The following is a 17,693-nucleotide window of genomic DNA, read 5'->3' as shown; positions in this document are numbered from 1 at the left end:
ATTGCCTGTTGCGAATTCGGGTAGGGCAAGGGTAGACGACCGGCGCGGAATTGCCGGGCGACCACGGTGCGGGACTGAGCCATACTGGGCCCAGTGGACGCGAGGTTGAGCGGGGCCACGGGAGAGGCACATGGAAGAGGCGGTTCACGCGATCAATGCCTTCGTCTGGGGGCCGGTCACGATCCTGCTGCTGGTGGGAACGGGGCTGTACTTCACGATCCGCCTGCGCCTGATCCAGGTGTTTCGCCTGTCTTTGTCCATCCGGCTGCTCGGGCGTCGCGAGGCCGCGGCCGAAGGCGAACTGAGCTATTTCAGCGCCCTGACCGTCGCGCTGTCGGCGGCGATCGGCAACGGCAACATCGCCGGGGTCGCCACGGCGATCGCGCTGGGTGGTCCGGGAGCGATCCTGTGGATGTGGATCACGGCCATCGTCGGCATGGCGACGGTGTACGCCTCGACGGTGCTCGCGCTGCATTTTCGTGTCTATCGCTCGGAGAGCGCCGAGTATGTCGGTGGGCCGATGTACTACATCGAGCAGGGGCTGGGTCCTCGCTGGAAGCCGATGGCGATGTTCTTCGCCGCCTGCCTGGTGATCGCCGCGATGGGGACGGGCAACATGGTCGAGGCCAACTCGGTGGCGGACACCCTCGAGTTTTCGCTGCGCGACATCCTCGGTTACGCGGACGACCCGGCACTGGTCCTTGGCGTGAAGCTGATCATCGGCGTTCTCTACGCCTGGGTGGTGTGGTTGGTGATCGTCGGCGGTATTCGGCGGATTGGCCAGGTGGTTTCACGGCTGGTGCCGCTGATGTTCCTCCTGTACGTCGGCAGCGCGCTGTTGGTGCTGGGGATCAATGCCGAGGCCATCCCGGCGGCCCTTGCCACCATTGTCCGCGATGCCTTTACCGGCACGGCGGCGGTCGGTGGTTTCGCCGGGGCGGGGCTGATGGCGGTGATCCAGTTCGGCGTGGCTCGGGGCATCTTCTCCAACGAGGCGGGGTTGGGCACCGCGCCGATCGCGCTGGCGGCCAGCCGCAGCGGGCACCCGGTACAGGCGGGGTTGGTGGCGATGAACTCGCCGCTGTTCGACACGTTGATCGTCTGCACGCTCACCGCGCTGGTCATCCTGACCACCGGCGTCTGGCAGACCGGTGAGAGCGGCGCGGCACTGACCACGATGGCGTTCAACGCCGCCGTGCCCGACCTGGGCAAGCTTGCCGTGAGCCTGTCACTGATCTTCTTCTCCGTTTCCAGCGTGATCGGCTGGAGCTACTACGGAGAGAAGGGTTCGCAGTACCTGTTCGGCACCCGGATCGTCAGTGTCTACCGGCGGGTCTTCGCCATGCTCCTGCCGCTGGGTGCCGTGATGAATCTCGAACTGATCTGGGCACTGTGCGACATCGCCAACGGCCTGATCGCGATTCCCAACCTCATTGCCATTCTGCTGCTCTCGCCGCTGGTCGCGCGACTCACCCGCCAGTATTTCAGCCGGCGCGGCGCCGACTGAGGCATCGGTAATTCCACGCCATTTGTATGGAAATGAATATATTGCGATGTGCTAATGTTCCGCGCCGATAAGGACGTATCGGACAAAAAATAACAAGGAAATCTAAGGATGAAACTGCAGGCATCGAAGCACGTTTTTCGTGCGCTCGCCTGGGGCATGGTGTCGATGGGCATCCTCATGGGGGCGATCTTTCCGGTTGTCGCCCTGCAGATGGGTGTTTCGGCCGACCTGGCCCTTTCGGCGACATTCATCGGCACCACGCTCACGGCGGGACTGATCGTCGGCGGGCTGAACTTCGCGTTGGCCAGCCGCATTGTGCGCCCTCGGCTGCGGCGCCTGAGTTGCCGGATGCGCAAGGTGCGTGCGGCAATGGACCAGGCGACCTATTCGGGCGACTGGTCCGAATGCGACCCGGCGGTCTGTCGCCTCGAGGAACAGGCCGAAGACGAGCTCGGCGAGGTGGCCAACAGCTACAACGCGCTGCTGCAGGCGCTGCACTCGGCTCACCGTGTCGAGGAACGCATCCAGAATTTCAACAACACACTTTCCAGCCAGCTGGACCTCGCTGATCTGAGTGACCAGGCACTGACGCTGCTGATGGAGCATTCGGATGCCGATGGCGGCGCGATCATCCTGGAAAAGCAGGGCGACTGGACCATTCCGGCGTCCAAGGCTCTGATCGAGCCGGATGCCATCCTGAGGAGCCCAGCGCTGCAGGCCGCCCACGAAAAGGCGAAGGTGCGTCGTTTTGACCTGCCGGCGGCCGTCAAGGTCGACGCGGTGCTTTCGCACTTCACACCCAGTGACGTGCTTCTCCTGCCGATCAGTCATCATGGTCTGCTGCTCGGCTGGGTGGTTCTCGCGGCGGCCCAGCCGTTCACCGAGCGGACCCTGCGCTTGCTGCCGCTGATGATCCAGGGGCTGGGCTTGGCACTGAACAACGCGCTGCTGCACGACGATTTGCAGCGCGTCGCCGCACTCGATCCGCTTACAGGCCTGTACAACCGGCGCTTCGGCATGAAGCGGCTGGACGAGGAACTGGCCCGCATCCAGCGCAGCCAGACCCCACTGTCACTCATCATTGTTGACCTCGATCACTTCAAGCGCCTCAATGACACGTATGGTCACCTTGCCGGCGACAAGGTGCTGGTGCGTGCGGCCGGCATCATCCGCGAGATGCTGCGCAAGGGGGATGTAGTAATGCGCTACGGGGGCGAGGAATTCATCGCCATCCTGCCGGGGTCCGACGTTGAGGATGCCCGCGACGTGGCCGAACGGATCCGCTTCGCGATCAGCCAGAGTCCGGTGGAGGTCGCCGGCCACAACCTGTCGGTAACCGCCAGCATCGGCCTGGCCTGTTCCTCCAACGACGGGCTGACCGCCGCCGAGCCGCTAATGCGACTGGCGGACGCGCGTCTGTACGCGGCCAAGGCCGGCGGGCGCGACCGGGTGATTGCGGACGGTGCGGGTGAGGCGCTGGCAAGCTGACCGCTTGCTAGTCGGAGTCGCTGCGGTGGCCGACCGACGGCGATTCGCCCGCCCGTGACTCGGACGGTGATTCGGTTCGGATGACTTTCGAGTCGGCTTCCTGGTGCCGCCGTGTGGCGTCGCGCTGCTCGATCAGCCAGTAGACGCTCCCCAGCACCAGCACGCCGAAAGACAGGGCCAGGATCATCGTCGGCGAGGTCGAGTTGGTGTCGAGGATGATGAATTTCCGCGCCAGCGCGAGCAGGGCGATCAACACGACGATCTTGGTCTGGATGATGTGTTCGCGCCGCTCGATCACCTTGATGATCGAGTGCTGGAACTCCATCGCGATCAGGAGCGTCAGGATCGAGCCGAACAGCTTCTGGAACACACTGTGTGCCAACACGTTCTGGTGCTGCAGCAACAGGGTGTCGATCACCAGCCGGATCAGCTCCCACAGCGCGAGCAGGATGACCACGGCGATGATGACTCCGAGTACCGCGGCGATGACCTGCTCGAAGCGCTCCGAGAGGCTCATCACCTTCCAGTAGCGGCGCAGGTCCGACTGGCGCGGGGTATGGCGTTGATGGATGTGCCACATCTGCGATTCCCTCCCACCTGACGGTTTGTGGGCCAAACGTGAGAATCCGTTTACGATTGGAGGGGTAAGGTCGCTCGCTGTGGCTTCAAGTGTCCGTGCGACTGCTAGCCTGTGTGGTGTCCGTTTCCCGGCGCTGGAGGGCTCGTGCGCTATCACCTGGGTACATCCGGCTGGAATTACCGCCACTGGCGGGAAGTCTTCTATCCGGCCTCGTTGCCGGCGTCCGAGTGGTTGTCGTTCTATGCCGAGCGTTTCGCCAGCGTCGAGATCAACGCCACCTTCTACCGGTTGCCAAGCGAGGCAACGCTGGATGCTTGGCGGCAAGCCGTGCCGTCGGATTTTCGCTTCGCGGTCAAGGCCAGCCGCTACATCACGCACATGAAGAAGCTGAAGGACCCGCTCGAGAGCACCGGGGCCTTCTTCGAGAAGATCGAGCGACTCGGTGACCGGCTCGGTCCGATTCTGTTCCAGCTGCCGCCACGCTGGCGCGTGAATCCCGATCGGCTTGCCGCGTTCCTCGAGGCCCTGCCATCGGGGCATCGTTATGCGTTCGAGTTTCGCGACCCGAGTTGGTGGACCGAGTCGGTGACGGACCTGCTGGTCGAACATCGTGCTGCTTTCTGCCTGTTCGATCTGGAAGGGGAGGCGCCGCCCGGCTGGACCACCGCGGATTTCGTGTATCTGCGCTGGCACGGCAGCGATGGGCGCTACCAGGGCCGATATTCGGACGCCACGTTGGACGACTGGGCCGAACGGATTCGCGGATGGGTCGCGGCCGGGCGGGATGTTTACGGCTATTTCGACAATGACGCCGAGGGCCAGGCACCGGAGGATGCGGCACGACTGTTGTCGCGACTCGAGCGCTAGACCCCTGCCAGCAACCTCACTGGTGGCCAGCGGATGTCCGGAGAGTAGGGGAGCCCGGCGGACGTGCCTGTGATACCTTTTCAAAATACCGCCGTAGCGCACCACCAAGGGAGTTGGTGACCACCGATGTTCCGCTGGCTCACAGCCCTGCTGCTCCTTGTGCTCGCTCCCGGCATACCGGCCTCGCCGGTGGCGAAGGGGGCGATCGCGCTGGGCGGCGAGGTGGCCAACCCGGTGGGTCGGTCGCTCAGCGTACTGGCCGATGTCGACCAGTCGCTCTCGCGAGAGGCGGCTTGGCAGGCGTTCCAGGTCGGCCGGTTTCAACCCTCCAACTCGTCGGTTCTGGCATTCGGCATCGGTGCCGCACCGGTGTGGATCCACATGCGGGTGCACAACCCCGGCCCGTCCCCGGTGACGCGCATCCTGTCGGTGGAGACGGCATGGCTCGACGAGGTGAGCTTTCATTTCCGCCACGACGGGCGCTGGGTCGGGCAGCAACGACTGGGTGACCGGCTACCCTACGCTGACCGGCCGCGCGACAGTATCGGGCTGAGCTTCGAACGCGAGTTCCCCGCCGGCACGACCGACGTGCTGGTACGGGTTGCCACGCCCGATCCGATGGTCTTCCCGCTGTACGTGGAAACGGAAGCCGAACTCGGCGATCGCACGCTCTGGACCGCATACAGCTACGGCTTTCTGTACGGCTTCCTGGTGGCCCTGATCGTTTACAACCTGATGCTGTTCATCGGGCTGCGTCACTCGCGTTACCTGTTGTACTCGGTCTATCTCGCCTTCTTCCTGTTGATGAACATCTCCTACACCGGTCATGCCTATGCCTGGTGGTGGTCGGAGAGCCCGGTCTGGGCGCAGTGGTCGCAACCGGTGCTGATGATGCTTTATGCCAGCAGCGGCTTGTTCTTTGCGATCAGCTTCTTGCAGACCCGGCACTACTTCCCGCGAGTCCACCAAGCGGTGCTGGGCTACATCGGCACTGGGATGGTGATGCTCGGGTTGATGGTGCTGCTAGACTGGCAGGCCCCGGCATTGCTGCTGGCCTTCAGTTTCGTGACGTTGTTCACGGTGATCATGCTCGCGTTGGGCGTGATGTCGGTGCGTGCGGGCTTATCCTCGGCCCACTATTTCCTGCTGGCGGCGGTTTCGGCGATGGTGGGCGCCGCCTTGACGGCCCTGTCGGTCTGGGGCGTGATTCCTTTCAGCATCTGGACGTACCGGGCCGTGGATATCGGCATGCTGCTGGACGCGACGTTGCTGGCCCTGGCGTTGACCTACCAGTTCCGTATCGGTCAGGCCCAGCGTCAGCGTGCCGAACGGCTGGCAAGCATCGATCCGTTGACCGGTGTGAACAACCGACGTGCGTTCTACGACCTGTCGCGCCCGCTCTGGTCGGAAATCTGCCAAGCGGATTGTCGCCTGTCGGTGATCCTGATGGATCTCGACCACTTCAAGCGCATCAACGATAGTTTCGGCCACGCCGCCGGGGACGCCGTATTGCGTGCGGCAGCGGATCGGGTTCAGGAAATCATCCGCAAGCAGGACATCATCGCGCGCTGGGGTGGTGAGGAATTTATCGTGCTGCTGCCCGACACCGCTCTTCCCGAAGCCGTGGCATTGGCCGAGCGATTGCGCGCCAAGCTTGCCGACGCGCCGGTGGTCGTCGATGGGAAGCAAGTTCCCATCACGGCAAGTTTCGGAGTCGCCGCGCGCGACGCCGTGGTGTTCGATATCGAGGAACTGATCAACCGGGCCGACCGAAGCCTCTATCGTGCCAAGCAGGACGGGCGCAACCGGGTTCGTGTCCCCGGCGATCGTCCGGCATCACCAGCTGGCGCCTGATCAGCGCCTTCTCCCGGCTGGGGCGTTCTCCGGGCATTAGAAACGAGCCCAACGCCCCGGCCCCCATCCCGCTCCCATCCCTTCCGCCGTACATAAGTCGGCTCCTGTCGAAATAGAAATCCCGAATGGCAGCGGCTGAACTTGGCGTGGCTATGTACTTCCAATGGGAGCATTCGGTACAGGGGAGTCAGAACAATGAATTTGGTCAGCGATCTGATGGCGTTGGAAGGTGTCGTCGCGGCAGGCGATTTCACCTATCAAGATAACCAGAGCCACCACCAGGGTGATTTGTCCGACGAAGAGAGGCGCTTGCTCGCCGCCCTCTGTCGGGCCAACACCGCGGCTGTGGACATGGAAGAGGACCTGGTGAACCTGTTCGCCCGTCCACCCGTCCCGTCAGGCAAACCGCCCGTCGAGGCCGCTGCGGCCAGCGGGTGGGTGGTCCACGGCGACAAGCGCAGCCTCTGTGTGATGGGGAATGCCTACTGCGTCATCGAAAACGGTGACGCTTCACTGAAATCGGTACTGTCTCTGATGCGGGGGTGGCAGGTGGGTCCCACCCGAGCCGCCTCCTGATCTGACGGTGCCCTGAACGATGGAGTCGCGACGATGACGAATCTAAAAACGCTGAGTTCGGTACCGGGCGCAGTGGCGGCCTTCCAGTTCGACGAGGACGGTCGACCGCTCGATACGCTCATTCCCGATGAGTCGGTGATCGACCGGGAGACGATCGATCTGCTCGGTCACCTGTGCGTGGCAAATCGCGCCATCGGTGCGATGCAGGCCCGTGGCTGGGAGGGCGTGAGCGACACCAAGGGGTTCTACCCCGTTCGCGGTTTCACCTTTGTCGGTCTGGACTGGTCGACAGTGTCGCGCGGCCACCAGGCCGTGGTGCTGAGCAACGAACACGCCGATTACGATGCGGCTTACCGGGCCTTCGGGCCCTGAGCGGCGGGCCGATGTACCAGCAACTTCTCAATCTGGCGGGTGTCGAGGCGGTGGTGCATTTCCGCGATGAGACAGGTGAGCCCTGGGAGGTCCACGGCTACCTGTCTCCCGACGACATCGATCGGCTGACCCGTCTGGCGAACGACCTCAAGCTGGTAACGCAGGGTCATGCCGACCAGATGGCCCTGTTCGCCCATCAACCCGGCTGGACGCCAGCGCGTGGCTGGATCGTGCACGGCGTGCATCGTTCGGTCTGCGGCGTGGATAGCATGGTCGCGGTAATCGAGAACAGCCGTGCCAGCCTCGACGAGGTGATGGAGGGCCTGGCGCAGGTTTCTTTCAACGTCTGACGTCACACCCGGCCGTGTCCTGACACGCCACCGGTATGTTGCCTAGACTCGCGATCCGGGTTCATCCAATCGCAACAGGAGGCAACCATGTCGATGCTCAAGCGCCTTTTCGCCACGTTCGTCTTCGGTCTTGCTCTGGTCGGTTCCGGTCATGCCATGGCCGCTGCCGACAAGGGCAACACCCTGTTCTACAACCTGACCACGGACGAAGTCTGGCCGGCGGGCATGGCAGCCGCACAGGCCTACAATGCGGCCAAGCGGGGGCACGACGTGGTCGTGTACCTCAACGTGCGCGGCGTGTATCTCGCCGCCAAGGATCGTAAGCAGGACATGCTGGGGGCGACCGAACGGACCGCCCAGGAGACCCTGAAGATGGCGATGAAGAACGGCGCCCGTGTGCTGATCTGCCCGATGTGCATGCGTCAGTGTGGTCTGACGCGTGACGACCTGATCGACGGGGTCGAGCTGGGCAAGCCGGATATCTTGTTCAAGCTGCTGTCGCAGGACGATCTCGTCGCGCTGAGCTACTGAACTGCAACGCCTGCCGGCTTGAGCGAGCGGCCGTCCCTCCCGGGGCGGCCGTTTTTTTGCTCAGGCCGCTGCCGGGGAGGGTAGGCGGATGATGGGGATGTCGATGCGGGCGATCAGGTCGGCCATCGGCAGGTCGAGAGCGAAGGCGCCCGCGTCGTCGATCACCAGGGCGGCCGCCGGCTGGGCCTGCAGGGAACGGCGCAGCGCCTCGGCCCCGCGACCGGTCAGCCGTTCGACGGTCACGGCAGGTCGCCCTTGTTGCTGCCACGAGGCCAATGCCGGCAGGGAGTTCGGATCGACGTCCGGCAGGAGGAGCAGCCGGGCGCTGCGCTCAGTGGCGAGGGCGAGCTGGCGGGTGGTCTCGACCACCGCATCCCCGCTCGCCGGGTCGTGGACCAGTGCCGCGATGGCCGCCTGGGGGGCAAAAGCACGCTCCTCCCAAAGCAGCAGCCGGCTACCGGTGCTCTCCACCAAGTGCCGCGCCGTGGAGCCCAGTCGGCCGCCTCGTGATGCCGACCAGCCCGCCTTGCCCAACACCACCCACTCGGCATTGAGCGCCGCCTCGAGGATGTTTTCGGTTACCGGGCCGGTCACCACGTCCAGTCGCCATCGCAGGCGTTCCTGCCCCCCGAGCGATGCCAGACGCGTCTCGATCTGTTGCCGCTGGCGGGCGAGGCGGGAGAGCAGGATCTCGCGGTCGAACGGGCGGGCCTCGCCCGAAAGCAGACTGATCTCACGCGTGAACACGTGTCCGGCCGAGGCGATCAGGTCCTGGTCCTCGATGAACAGCGCGATCAGCTCCAGCTGGTGATGGCGGGCCAGTCGAGCGGCGCTGTCGAGGGCTGCCTCACTGGCCGGCGAGGTGTCCAGCAGCACCAGGACGTGCGACTCAGCCATGTTCGTCGTGCGGCCCGGAACGGTCGTGGTCGTGCCGCGTGGCACGCTCGAACCGTGCCAGCCGGTCAGCCACGCGCCGGTTGAGGCTGTCGGCGGGGAATTTCCCGTCGGCATCGGCGTCGCCCGCCGGCATGCCGGTCAACAGCTGCAGCGCTTCGTCGACGTGGCTGACGGCGTACAGCTGGAAGCGGCCGGCGGCGACCTCGCTGCGCACCTCGTGATCGAGCATGAGGTGCGGCAGGTTCGCCCGAGGGATGATCACCCCGTGGTGACCGTCGAGACCGCGCTCCCGGCAGATGCGGAAGAAGCCCTCGATCTTTTCGTTGACACCGCCGATCGCCTGCACCTCGCCCAGCTGATTCAGCGACCCGGTCACGGCGAACGATTGCCGGATCGGCACGCGAGCGATCGCCGAGACCAGCGCACAGAGCTCGGCCACCGAGGCCGAATCGCCCTCGACCGAGCCGTAGAGTTGCTCGAAGGCAATGCTGGCCGACAGGGACAGTTCACCGTCCGGGGCGTAATGACTGGCGAGATACCGCGACAGGATCATCACTGCCTTGGCGTGAATGTTTCCGCCCAGCTTTGCCTGGCGCTCGATGTCGACAACCTGCTCGCGGCCGGGGCGGGCCGTGGCGGTGATGCGCGTCGGCAGGCCGAAGGTGAAATCGCCCAGTTGGGAGACGGCCAGGCCGTTGACTGCCGCGATCCGCTCGCCGTGGGTCGGCAGATTGATGGTCTCGCGCAGGATCGCCTCGACCGCCCGCTCGCGCAGCCGCTCGGCCCGTTTCTCCTGCCGGCGGATGGCGGCCTCGACGTGGTGGGCGCTGATCTCCTCGGCGTGGCTCGAGCTGGCCAGATGGTTGGCCTCGGCGAGCAGGTCGGACAGCGGACGGGTGCCGGCGGCGAGTTTCTCCCGGTCCCCGGCCAGGCGGCTGGCGTGCTCGATGGTGCGGGCGACCGCGCTTCGATCCAGCGGGCGCAGCCCGTCGCGCTGGGCGATCGCGGCCAGCGTTCGGGCATAGTCCATCTCGTTTTCGGGCTGGCGGGCGAGGTTGTCCTCAAAGTCCGCCTGGACCTTGAACAGTCGGGCGAAGTCGGGGTCGTATTCGGACAGCAGGTAATAGAGCAGCCGGTCGCCGATCAGCACCACCTTGACCTGGAGCGGCAGCGGATCCGGTTCGAGCGTGATGGTGGTGAACACGGCATAGAGCTGCTCGAGTGACTCGATCCGCACCTGCCTGCCGTAGAGGGCGCGCTTGAGCGTTTCCCAGGCAAACGGCTGCATCAGGATCTGGCGGGCGTGCAGGATCAGGTAGCCGCCGTTGGCGCGATGCAGGGCACCGGCACGGATCAGCCGGAAGTCCGTCAACAGGGCCCCTTCGCGGAAGTAGTGCTCGATCCGGCCGATCAATCGGGCGTGAGTGGGCAGGTCTTCGTAGATCACCGGGGCGCCGTCGAGGTCGGCGTTGTCCACGATCAGGTTGAGTTGGTACTGGTTGAGGATCTCCTCGGGTACCGTGCTGCCGTCCTCGTCCAGGTCGTTGACGTGCGAGATGATGTCGTCACGGATCGCGCCCAGGTAATCGGTGACAGCCGGTAAGGTCACCCAGCGCCGTTTGAGCGCCTCGAGTTGCTGGCCCACCGCCACGCCGAGCATCTCTTCGTTCAGTTGCTGTAACTGTTCGCGGGCTTCCTTCTGCCATTTCGGGATCTGCTGCAAGGTTTGCTTGAGCTTTTCCTCGAGCTCGTTGATGGCCGCCTGCCATTCCTTCTGTTCTTCTTCCGGCAGCTTGTGGAAGGCCTCCGGATCGAGGATCTTGCCGTCACGGTAGGGGCCGAGGGTGAAGCCGGACGGCGTGCTCAACATGGTGACGTGGCGTTTTTCCGCCTCCTCGCTGATGGCTTCGATGGCTTCGCGCTGCCTTCGCTTGAATGCCTCGCGCATCTCCTGGATGCGGTTGTGGTACTCGTCGCTCTCGAACACTGCCGGGATGGCGGTGCCGAATTCCTTTACCAGCGTCTCGAGGTCCTTCTGCAGCTCGCGGCCGGCCTTTGCGGGCAGCTCGAGCAGCTTGGGCCGGTCAGGATTCTCGAAGTTGAAGACGTAGGCCCAGCTTGGCGGCGGCGTGTCTTCGCGGGCACGCTTCTCGAGGAATTCGCGAACCACCGCGTATTTGCCGAGGCCCTCGGAGCCGAGCGCGTAGAGGTTGAAGCCGCCGTCGCCGATCTCCGTGCCGAAGGACAGGGCTTCCAGTGCACGGTCCTGGCCGGGGGCGGCCGTGGGCGGCTCGAGTTCGGCTGTGCTCTCGAAGGGTAGCGAGCCGGCGTGGCAGGGCCGGTAGAGCAGATCGGCGTCCAGCCGTTTGGGCTCATCTGCCATCGGTATCCTCTCGGGTCCGGGTTGTCGGGGAAGATGAGTCGAGACTAGCACGCACGGACGTGCCTGACCGCGTCTGGCAGATTCGGCAGGGACGCCGCCACCGGACGCTGGCCATGTGGCGGTCAAACGGGGTAGGGTTTGATGCTGTTGTGCCATGCCGCGGGCGCTGCCCGGGCCGGAAATCGCAAGGGAGTTAAGCAGAGACGATGGACGCTTTGACGGAGTTTCTCGGCAGCATCAGTGGATTCGTCTGGGGGCCGGTCATGCTGGCCCTGTTGCTCGGTACGGGGGTGTACCTGACAGCAGGTCTTCGCGGCATGCCGATTCGCCGGCTCGGCTACGGTTTCCGGCAGCTGTTCCGAGGCCGGCATGCCGGGGCCGAGGACCGCGGTGACATCACACCGTTCCAGGCACTGGCGACCGCCTTGTCGGCCACCATCGGCACCGGCAACATCGCCGGGGTGGCCACGGCCATCGCCCTGGGCGGTCCGGGTGCGATCTTCTGGATGTGGCTGACCGCGCTGGTGGGCATGGCGACGAAATACGCGGAGGCGGTGCTTGCGGTGCGCTACCGCGAGATTGACGAGCGTGGGCGCTACGTCGGCGGGCCGATGTACTACATCAAGAACGGCATGGGTGCGAAGTGGAAGTGGCTCGGTGCCGCGTTCGCCCTGTTCGCCATGATCGCCGCTTTCGGGATTGGCAACACCGTGCAGGCGAACTCCGTGGCCGATGTGCTCGAGACCAATCTCGCCATCCCCGACTGGCTGACCGGCGTCGTGCTGGCCGTGCTGGTGTTCGTGGTGATCATCGGTGGCATCCGCCGCATCGCGCACCTTGCCGAATACCTGGTGCCGACGATGGCGATCCTCTACGTCCTCGTCGCTCTGGTGATCATCCTGATGAACATCACCGACGTGCCGGCGGCCCTGGCGCAGATCGTCTCTGATGCCTTCACCGGCACCGCGGCGACCGGCGGCTTTGCCGGCGCGGCGGTCTGGGCGGCGATCCGTTTCGGCGTGGCCCGTGGCATTTTCTCCAACGAGGCGGGCCTGGGCTCGGCGCCGATCGCGCACGCCGCGGCACGCACCAACGACCCGGTCCGCCAGGGCACCATCGCGATGCTCGGCACCTTCATCGACACCATCGTTATCTGCACCATGACCGCGCTGGTGATCGTGCTTTCCGGCGTCTGGACCACCGGCGAGAGCGGGGCGGCGCTGACCTCGGCGGCCTTTGCCGAGAGCCTCGGTGGCGGTAACTGGGTGGTCACCGCCGGCTTGGTGCTGTTCGCCTTCACCACCATCGTGGCCTGGAGCTATTACGGTGAGCGGGCCGCCGAGTACCTGTTCGGTGTCAAGGTGATCCTGCCGTATCGCTACGTCTGGGTCGGGGCGCTGTTCGTCGGCGCGATAGCGAATCTCGAGCTGATCTGGCTGGTGGCCGACATCCTCAACGCCCTGATGGCCGTGCCCAATCTGATCGCGCTGATCGCACTTTCCGGCACCGTCTTCGCGATCACCCGCGAATACTTCGCCCGTCCCGAAAATCAGGGGGCGGGCCGATGAGGGCGCCCCGGGAATTCGTCGCGATACTGGGTCGTGCAATCGTTTTCGGGGCAGCGGTCCTTCTCGGGGGCTGTGCGGCACTGGGCGGCTCCGACGGGGACCAGCGCACGGTGATCGTCTATCCGGGAGGTGATACCTCGCTCGATCCGGTGATCCTGCCGGCGAGTGAGTTGCCGCCGGCGGGGAAATGCCGCCTGTGGTATCCGGATCGTGCACCCGAGGATCAGCCGGAGCCGGGTGACTGTGAACAGCTCGGTAACCCCGTGCCGCCGGGCGCTGTGCTCGTCCGGGGCTGAGACCGGGATGGTTGTTCGCTGGAGTGTTCCGCTGCAGTGCAGTTTGGGGCGCTCCGGCTGTTGCGAGAACACAACGTGGCAACGCGGTTTTGCTCGACAAGACCGGCCTTCGGCGCTATTTATGACAGACAAACGATAAGAACAGACCGGGCGTAGTGATGCCGTCGGCAATCCAGGCCCGGGCACCAGGGAGGATCGTTCGGATGCATAAACGCAGGCTTTCTTTGCACATTGCGCTGGCACTGGGTATCACGGCGGCCGGTACGGCCGGGGCCCAGGAGTCCACGAAGACCGAGGGTGGGGCGGCACCGACACCCGGCGAGGCCGTGACGGCCGACGATGTCGATAGGTCCAGTGGCTGGGCGGCCGGGGGCTTCCGCTTCTTCCCCCAGTTGAGCGTGACCGCGCTATACGACTCCAATATCTACGGCGTGAACGGCTCTGTTCCTGTCGACAAATGGAACGACCCGAGCGGCCCCATTCAGGAAGAAACATCGGACACGGTCGGCATCCTCACACCCAGTCTGGCGGTGCGCTCGGATTGGGAACGCCACGAGCTCAATTTCAACGCCGGGGCCAACCTGGCGCGCTACCGTGATAACGACGACGAGGACTACAACGACTACTGGCTTAACGCCGATGGCCGTTACGACATCAACGAGCGTTCCAACGTCTTCGGCGGCCTGGGCATCAGTCGCGACCACGAGGATCGGACCTCGCCTGAGGGGGCTGCGGGGGTCGAACCGATCCAGTACGACAGCCTCGACGCCCATGGGGGCTACGCCCGCCGGATTGGCCAGACTGTCCTGCGCCTGGGGGGCACCGCTCAGCGGATCGACTACGAGGATGGCGTCAATGCCGACGGCACGGAGATCAACCACGACGACCGCGATCGCGACATTTACGCGCTTGGGGCACGGCTGACCTATCTGCAATCGGCGCAGATCCGTCCGTTCGTCCAGGCTTCGGCCGAGAGGCGACGCTACGAAACGGACCGTGATGACTACGGCTTCGAGCGGGACTCGGATGGTTACCGGGCCGCCGCCGGCATCGACTTCAACTACGGGCCGACGCTTGAGGGCGAGGTCTACGCTGGGGTGTTGCACCAGTCGTTCGATGATCCGCGCTTCGATTCGATTACCCGGCCCGACTTCGGTGCCCGCCTGACGTGGCAGGCCACCCCCTTCACTCGGGTGCGCGGGTCGGTGGATCGTTCGCTCGAGGAAACCACCTACTGGCAGTTTGCCGACGGCGCGCCGGACTTCGCCTCCAGCTATCTCTACAGCCGCGCCGAGGTGCTGGCCGAGCATCGGCTGACGCCGCGCACCACGCTCTCGGCTCTCGCATCCTACGGCCAGGCGGAGTATCAAAATGTCGATCGCACCGATGATCTGATCGGCGCTGGCTTCGGCGTGGAATACAAGCTGAGCCGGAACCTGCTGCTCCAGCTCGACTATCGGCACTACCAGCGGGATTCCGATTACCGCGATCCGTTCAATTACAAGTCCAACCAGGACGTTTACAACGGCGACTTGTTTGACGGCAACTACCAGCGCGATCAGGTCTACCTCCGTCTCAAGGCGCTGTTGTACCCCGTGCGCGACACACCGGTGGTGGCCGGTACGTTCTCTGGTCTGGGCGAGACGCGCGGTGCCGGGCTGGGCGGCGGATTCTATGCCGGTGCCCAGGCAGGTATCAGTGGTCTGGCGACAGCTACCGAGGGGCCGCGGGGCAATCAGGGCAACGATGAAGCCGACATGGCCGGACAGGGCTGGACCTCCGGCTTGTTTGCCGGCTGGGGCATGACCAACCGGGATCACTGGTATGGCGGCGTCGAGATCGAGGGCGCGCGCAGCGGGGCCGACTGGAGCCACGCCAAGAACAAGTCGTCCAGCCGCACGTTCTCGCTCGACATGAACGACAGCTGGGGCGCGAGCCTGCGCGGTGGCCGCGTGCTGAGCAACGGCTCGCTGCTGTATGCGCGGGCCGGCCTGGTTCGTAGCGAATTCGACACCTACTACCAGGCAAACGACGCGCCCGCCAACGCGGCTGACGACTCGGATCGCCAGACCGGCAAGCGCTTCGGCGTCGGTGTGGACGTGCCGGCAGGCAAGCACCTGTTCTGGCGCATGGATTACAGCATCACCGATTATGACGATTACGACGTGGTCTACGACACCACGCGTGATTCGATCGAGAACTTCCATACCCGCGAGGGGCTGTTCCGCATCGGTCTCGGTTGGCGCTTCGGCGCACAGGACTACCAGGTGGTGGACCCGACCGATGGGGACATCAGCGGCTTCTACGCCGGGGCCCAGATCGGTCGGACACAGCTGCGCAGTGATCTGGATGCGATCCATAACGACGGTGGCTCCAACCCTGGGCGCTCACGGTTGACGGCCGACTTTGGCGATGCCGGAGCCAGTGCCGGTATATTCGCCGGCTACGGCTGGCAGTGGGATCGTGTCTACTTCGGCCTTGAGGCGGATGTGGAGAACAGCAACGCCGAGTGGCAGCACGTGCGGACCCCCACCGGCCGAAATTTCTCGCTGGAGCAGAAAGGGGGTCAGGCCCTGTCGGCGCGCCTCGGCTATCAGCTGGATAACGGGACGCTGCTCTATGCCCGCCTGGGCAAGGCCCGGAGCCAGTTCAACTATCGCTATGTGAAGGGTGGTGATCGGCGCAACGACATTAACCGGGACGAGATGGAGATTGGCAATCGCTACGGTCTGGGTGCCGAGGTGCCGCTCACGCCGAACACCTTCGTGCGTTTCGACTACAACCGCACTGACTATGGCGAGCTCGCGTTCGAGACCACCCACGGGAATACCGACACGGTGAGCCTGGATAACGAGACCGATGAGTTCCGGCTCGGGGTGGGTTACCGCTTCTGAATCATGTTGGTCAAACCCATCCAGCTAAACCCGCCTCGGAGGCGGGTTTTTTTTGCATCTCCTCTTTTGAATATGCGTGGCTCGCTGGTCTATGTTCGTGATGTTGGCGGCGGCAATACGGTTGCAGGTCGCCTTATAAGGGACACAAGGGACTCTGCAAAAAGTTTGATCGCAGTTCCTCTTGTTAAAAGATGCTTATGTCGTTATAAGCACATTAGGTCTACTGATGATAAAGGGAGGTGACCTATGAACCGCAGTCATAACAACCCGGTATTCCGCCACACGCTGGTCGCTGGCAGTCTGGCCGTGGCCGGAGTGCTCGCAGTCCCGCTGCTGGGAAGCACGTATACCCACAATTTGATGCCGATCGGTTCGGCACAGGCCGCTGCTGGTGCCGGTCAAGGCGCTGGAGGTGAGATGAAGGGTCAGGGACAGATCGGTGGGCATGGTGGCATGTCGGGCGGACAAGGCTCCATGGACGTCGGTGACGTCCTGCGCGGTCACGGCGCGGGTGGTCGGGATAGCCTCGACATCACGGGCCGACCCGACGACAAGGGCCCGCCGGAAGGCGACGGACCTAGCGGTGACATGGGCGGCGGCAACCCGGATGCCGGCACCACCAAGGGGGATCTCTACGGTGATCTCTACGTGGTGCTGCGAGACCCGTTGACAGGCGCACCAGTTCTCGACGATGAAGGCCGACTGCAGTTCCTCGATGCCGAGGGCAACGTGATCCCCTACCTCTCCGATGATCCGGAAGACGAGGGCTTCACGGAATTCAGCCCTGAAAACGAGGCCCTGCTGCAGGAAGTGGCATTCGACCGTTTGAACCTCGCCCGTTCGCCGCAAGCCGTCCTGAGCCACTCTCTCGACACGGCGCTGGAGACCATCGCCCTGGATGCGGATGGCGTACTCGAGTTCGATGCCGCCGGCCGCGTGGTGATCGAGGATGCCGACGGTATCGTCTACACCATCGACTCTCCGCTGGAGAACCTGGCCCTGTATCAGGACGCCATCGTGCGACTGAATGACGACATCGACGGTAACGAGACGTTCACACTGGAACAGACGGACTCCCTGCTGGCTGCTGCGGCAAGCAAGTTTGGCGAGGTGAGTCTCGACATGGTGGTCTACCTGAACTCGATCCTGGGGCTGAACCCAGAGGTGACCGACCCCGACACGGGCGAAACCACCATCGACTGGGTGGACCTGACCGATTTCACCTACGACCGCACCGCGGCCTACACGTCGACCGTGGATGCTGACGGCGATGGCGAACTCGACCCGGTCACCGTGACCTACCTGAGCGATCCGGAAGGGGACGGGACCTACGTCACGGTCACCGAGCCGCTGCTTGATGCGGTGTTCGATGGCGAAACTGCCACGGGCGAGGGCGCAGCCGGTTATGCATTGTCTACCGACGATGCCCTGCAGGTGATCGAGTTCATCCACGAGCCGATTCATTGATGAACGCCGTCATGCAACGGCAAGGCTAATGACGAAAGACCCCTCGCCGAGGGGTCTTTTTTG

General features: G+C 64.3%; 15 protein-coding genes. 12 read left to right on the top strand and 3 right to left on the bottom strand.

Annotated features, from left to right (window positions below):
• The first annotated feature begins 130 nt into the window (after window positions 1-130).
• Together LV476_RS04090 and LV476_RS04085 are read left to right on the top strand one after the other, a co-directional pair.
• Window positions 131-1,507 carry an alanine/glycine:cation symporter family protein gene (locus tag LV476_RS04090; RefSeq protein WP_250073706.1) on the top strand — a complete coding sequence of 459 codons (1,377 nt, stop codon included), beginning with the start codon at window positions 131-133 and terminating at the stop codon, window positions 1,505-1,507.
• 108 nt (window positions 1,508-1,615) lie between these two features.
• Window positions 1,616-2,995 (top strand): GGDEF domain-containing protein, encoded by a 1,380-nt coding sequence (locus tag LV476_RS04085; protein ID WP_250073704.1) that lies wholly within the window; start codon window positions 1,616-1,618, stop codon window positions 2,993-2,995.
• A gap of 7 nt (window positions 2,996-3,002) precedes the next feature.
• On the opposite strand, the gene LV476_RS04080 is transcribed toward LV476_RS04085, so the two are convergent.
• Window positions 3,003-3,575 carry a phosphate-starvation-inducible PsiE family protein gene (locus LV476_RS04080; RefSeq protein ID WP_250073702.1) on the bottom strand — a complete coding sequence of 191 codons (573 nt, stop codon included), beginning with the start codon at window positions 3,573-3,575 and terminating at the stop codon, window positions 3,003-3,005.
• A 144-nt stretch (window positions 3,576-3,719) separates the two neighbouring features.
• On the opposite strand from LV476_RS04080, the gene LV476_RS04075 reads away from it, so the two are divergent.
• From LV476_RS04075 to LV476_RS04050, 6 genes are all read left to right on the top strand, one after another.
• Window positions 3,720-4,442 (top strand): DUF72 domain-containing protein, encoded by a 723-nt coding sequence (locus LV476_RS04075; protein WP_250073701.1) that lies wholly within the window; start codon window positions 3,720-3,722, stop codon window positions 4,440-4,442.
• Window positions 4,443-4,568: 126 nt separating this feature from the next.
• Complete coding sequence (locus LV476_RS04070) at window positions 4,569-6,296, top strand: sensor domain-containing diguanylate cyclase (protein ID WP_250073698.1); 1,728 nt, start codon at window positions 4,569-4,571, stop codon at window positions 6,294-6,296.
• Window positions 6,297-6,491: 195 nt separating this feature from the next.
• The gene (locus LV476_RS04065; protein ID WP_250073696.1) at window positions 6,492-6,872 is read left to right on the top strand and encodes a DUF2173 family protein; all 381 of its coding nucleotides are present in this window, start codon (window positions 6,492-6,494) and stop codon (window positions 6,870-6,872) included.
• A 33-nt stretch (window positions 6,873-6,905) separates the two neighbouring features.
• Window positions 6,906-7,244, top strand: coding sequence for a DUF2173 family protein (locus LV476_RS04060; RefSeq protein ID WP_250073695.1), 339 nt, complete (start codon window positions 6,906-6,908; stop codon window positions 7,242-7,244).
• Between the two features lie 11 nt (window positions 7,245-7,255).
• Entirely contained in the window at window positions 7,256-7,594 is a 339-nt protein-coding gene (locus LV476_RS04055) for a DUF2173 family protein (RefSeq protein WP_250073693.1), read from the top strand.
• Window positions 7,595-7,681: 87 nt separating this feature from the next.
• Window positions 7,682-8,125, top strand: coding sequence for a DsrE family protein (locus LV476_RS04050; RefSeq protein ID WP_250073691.1), 444 nt, complete (start codon window positions 7,682-7,684; stop codon window positions 8,123-8,125).
• Between the two features lie 60 nt (window positions 8,126-8,185).
• On the opposite strand, the gene LV476_RS04045 is transcribed toward LV476_RS04050, so the two are convergent.
• Window positions 8,186-9,022, bottom strand: a complete 837-nt coding sequence (locus LV476_RS04045) for a universal stress protein (protein WP_250073689.1) — start codon at window positions 9,020-9,022, stop codon at window positions 8,186-8,188.
• Window positions 9,015-11,405, bottom strand: a complete 2,391-nt coding sequence (locus tag LV476_RS04040; protein ID WP_250073686.1) for a Lon protease family protein — start codon at window positions 11,403-11,405, stop codon at window positions 9,015-9,017. The genes LV476_RS04045 and LV476_RS04040 overlap by 8 nt, the downstream gene beginning before the upstream one ends.
• Before the next feature lie 206 nt (window positions 11,406-11,611).
• Here LV476_RS04040 and LV476_RS04035 point away from each other — a divergent pair, with 206 nt between their 5' ends.
• From LV476_RS04035 to LV476_RS04020, 4 genes are all read left to right on the top strand, one after another.
• On the top strand, window positions 11,612-12,973 hold the full coding sequence (locus LV476_RS04035; protein WP_250073684.1) for an alanine/glycine:cation symporter family protein: 1,362 nt from the start codon (window positions 11,612-11,614) through the stop codon (window positions 12,971-12,973).
• A complete protein-coding gene (locus LV476_RS04030; RefSeq protein WP_250073683.1) occupies window positions 12,970-13,269 on the top strand; it encodes a hypothetical protein in 300 nt (99 codons plus the stop codon). The genes LV476_RS04035 and LV476_RS04030 overlap by 4 nt, the downstream gene beginning before the upstream one ends.
• A 203-nt stretch (window positions 13,270-13,472) precedes the next feature.
• Window positions 13,473-16,163, top strand: a complete 2,691-nt coding sequence (locus LV476_RS04025) for an outer membrane beta-barrel protein (protein ID WP_250073681.1) — start codon at window positions 13,473-13,475, stop codon at window positions 16,161-16,163.
• Between the two features lie 246 nt (window positions 16,164-16,409).
• Window positions 16,410-17,630 carry a hypothetical protein gene (locus tag LV476_RS04020; protein ID WP_250073679.1) on the top strand — a complete coding sequence of 407 codons (1,221 nt, stop codon included), beginning with the start codon at window positions 16,410-16,412 and terminating at the stop codon, window positions 17,628-17,630.
• Window positions 17,631-17,693 lie beyond the last annotated feature (63 nt).

The organism is Guyparkeria hydrothermalis (genome assembly GCF_023555385.1).
GTDB lineage: Bacteria > Pseudomonadota > Gammaproteobacteria > Halothiobacillales > Halothiobacillaceae > Guyparkeria > Guyparkeria hydrothermalis_A.
This window is presented reverse-complemented; position numbering and strand designations above follow the sequence as displayed.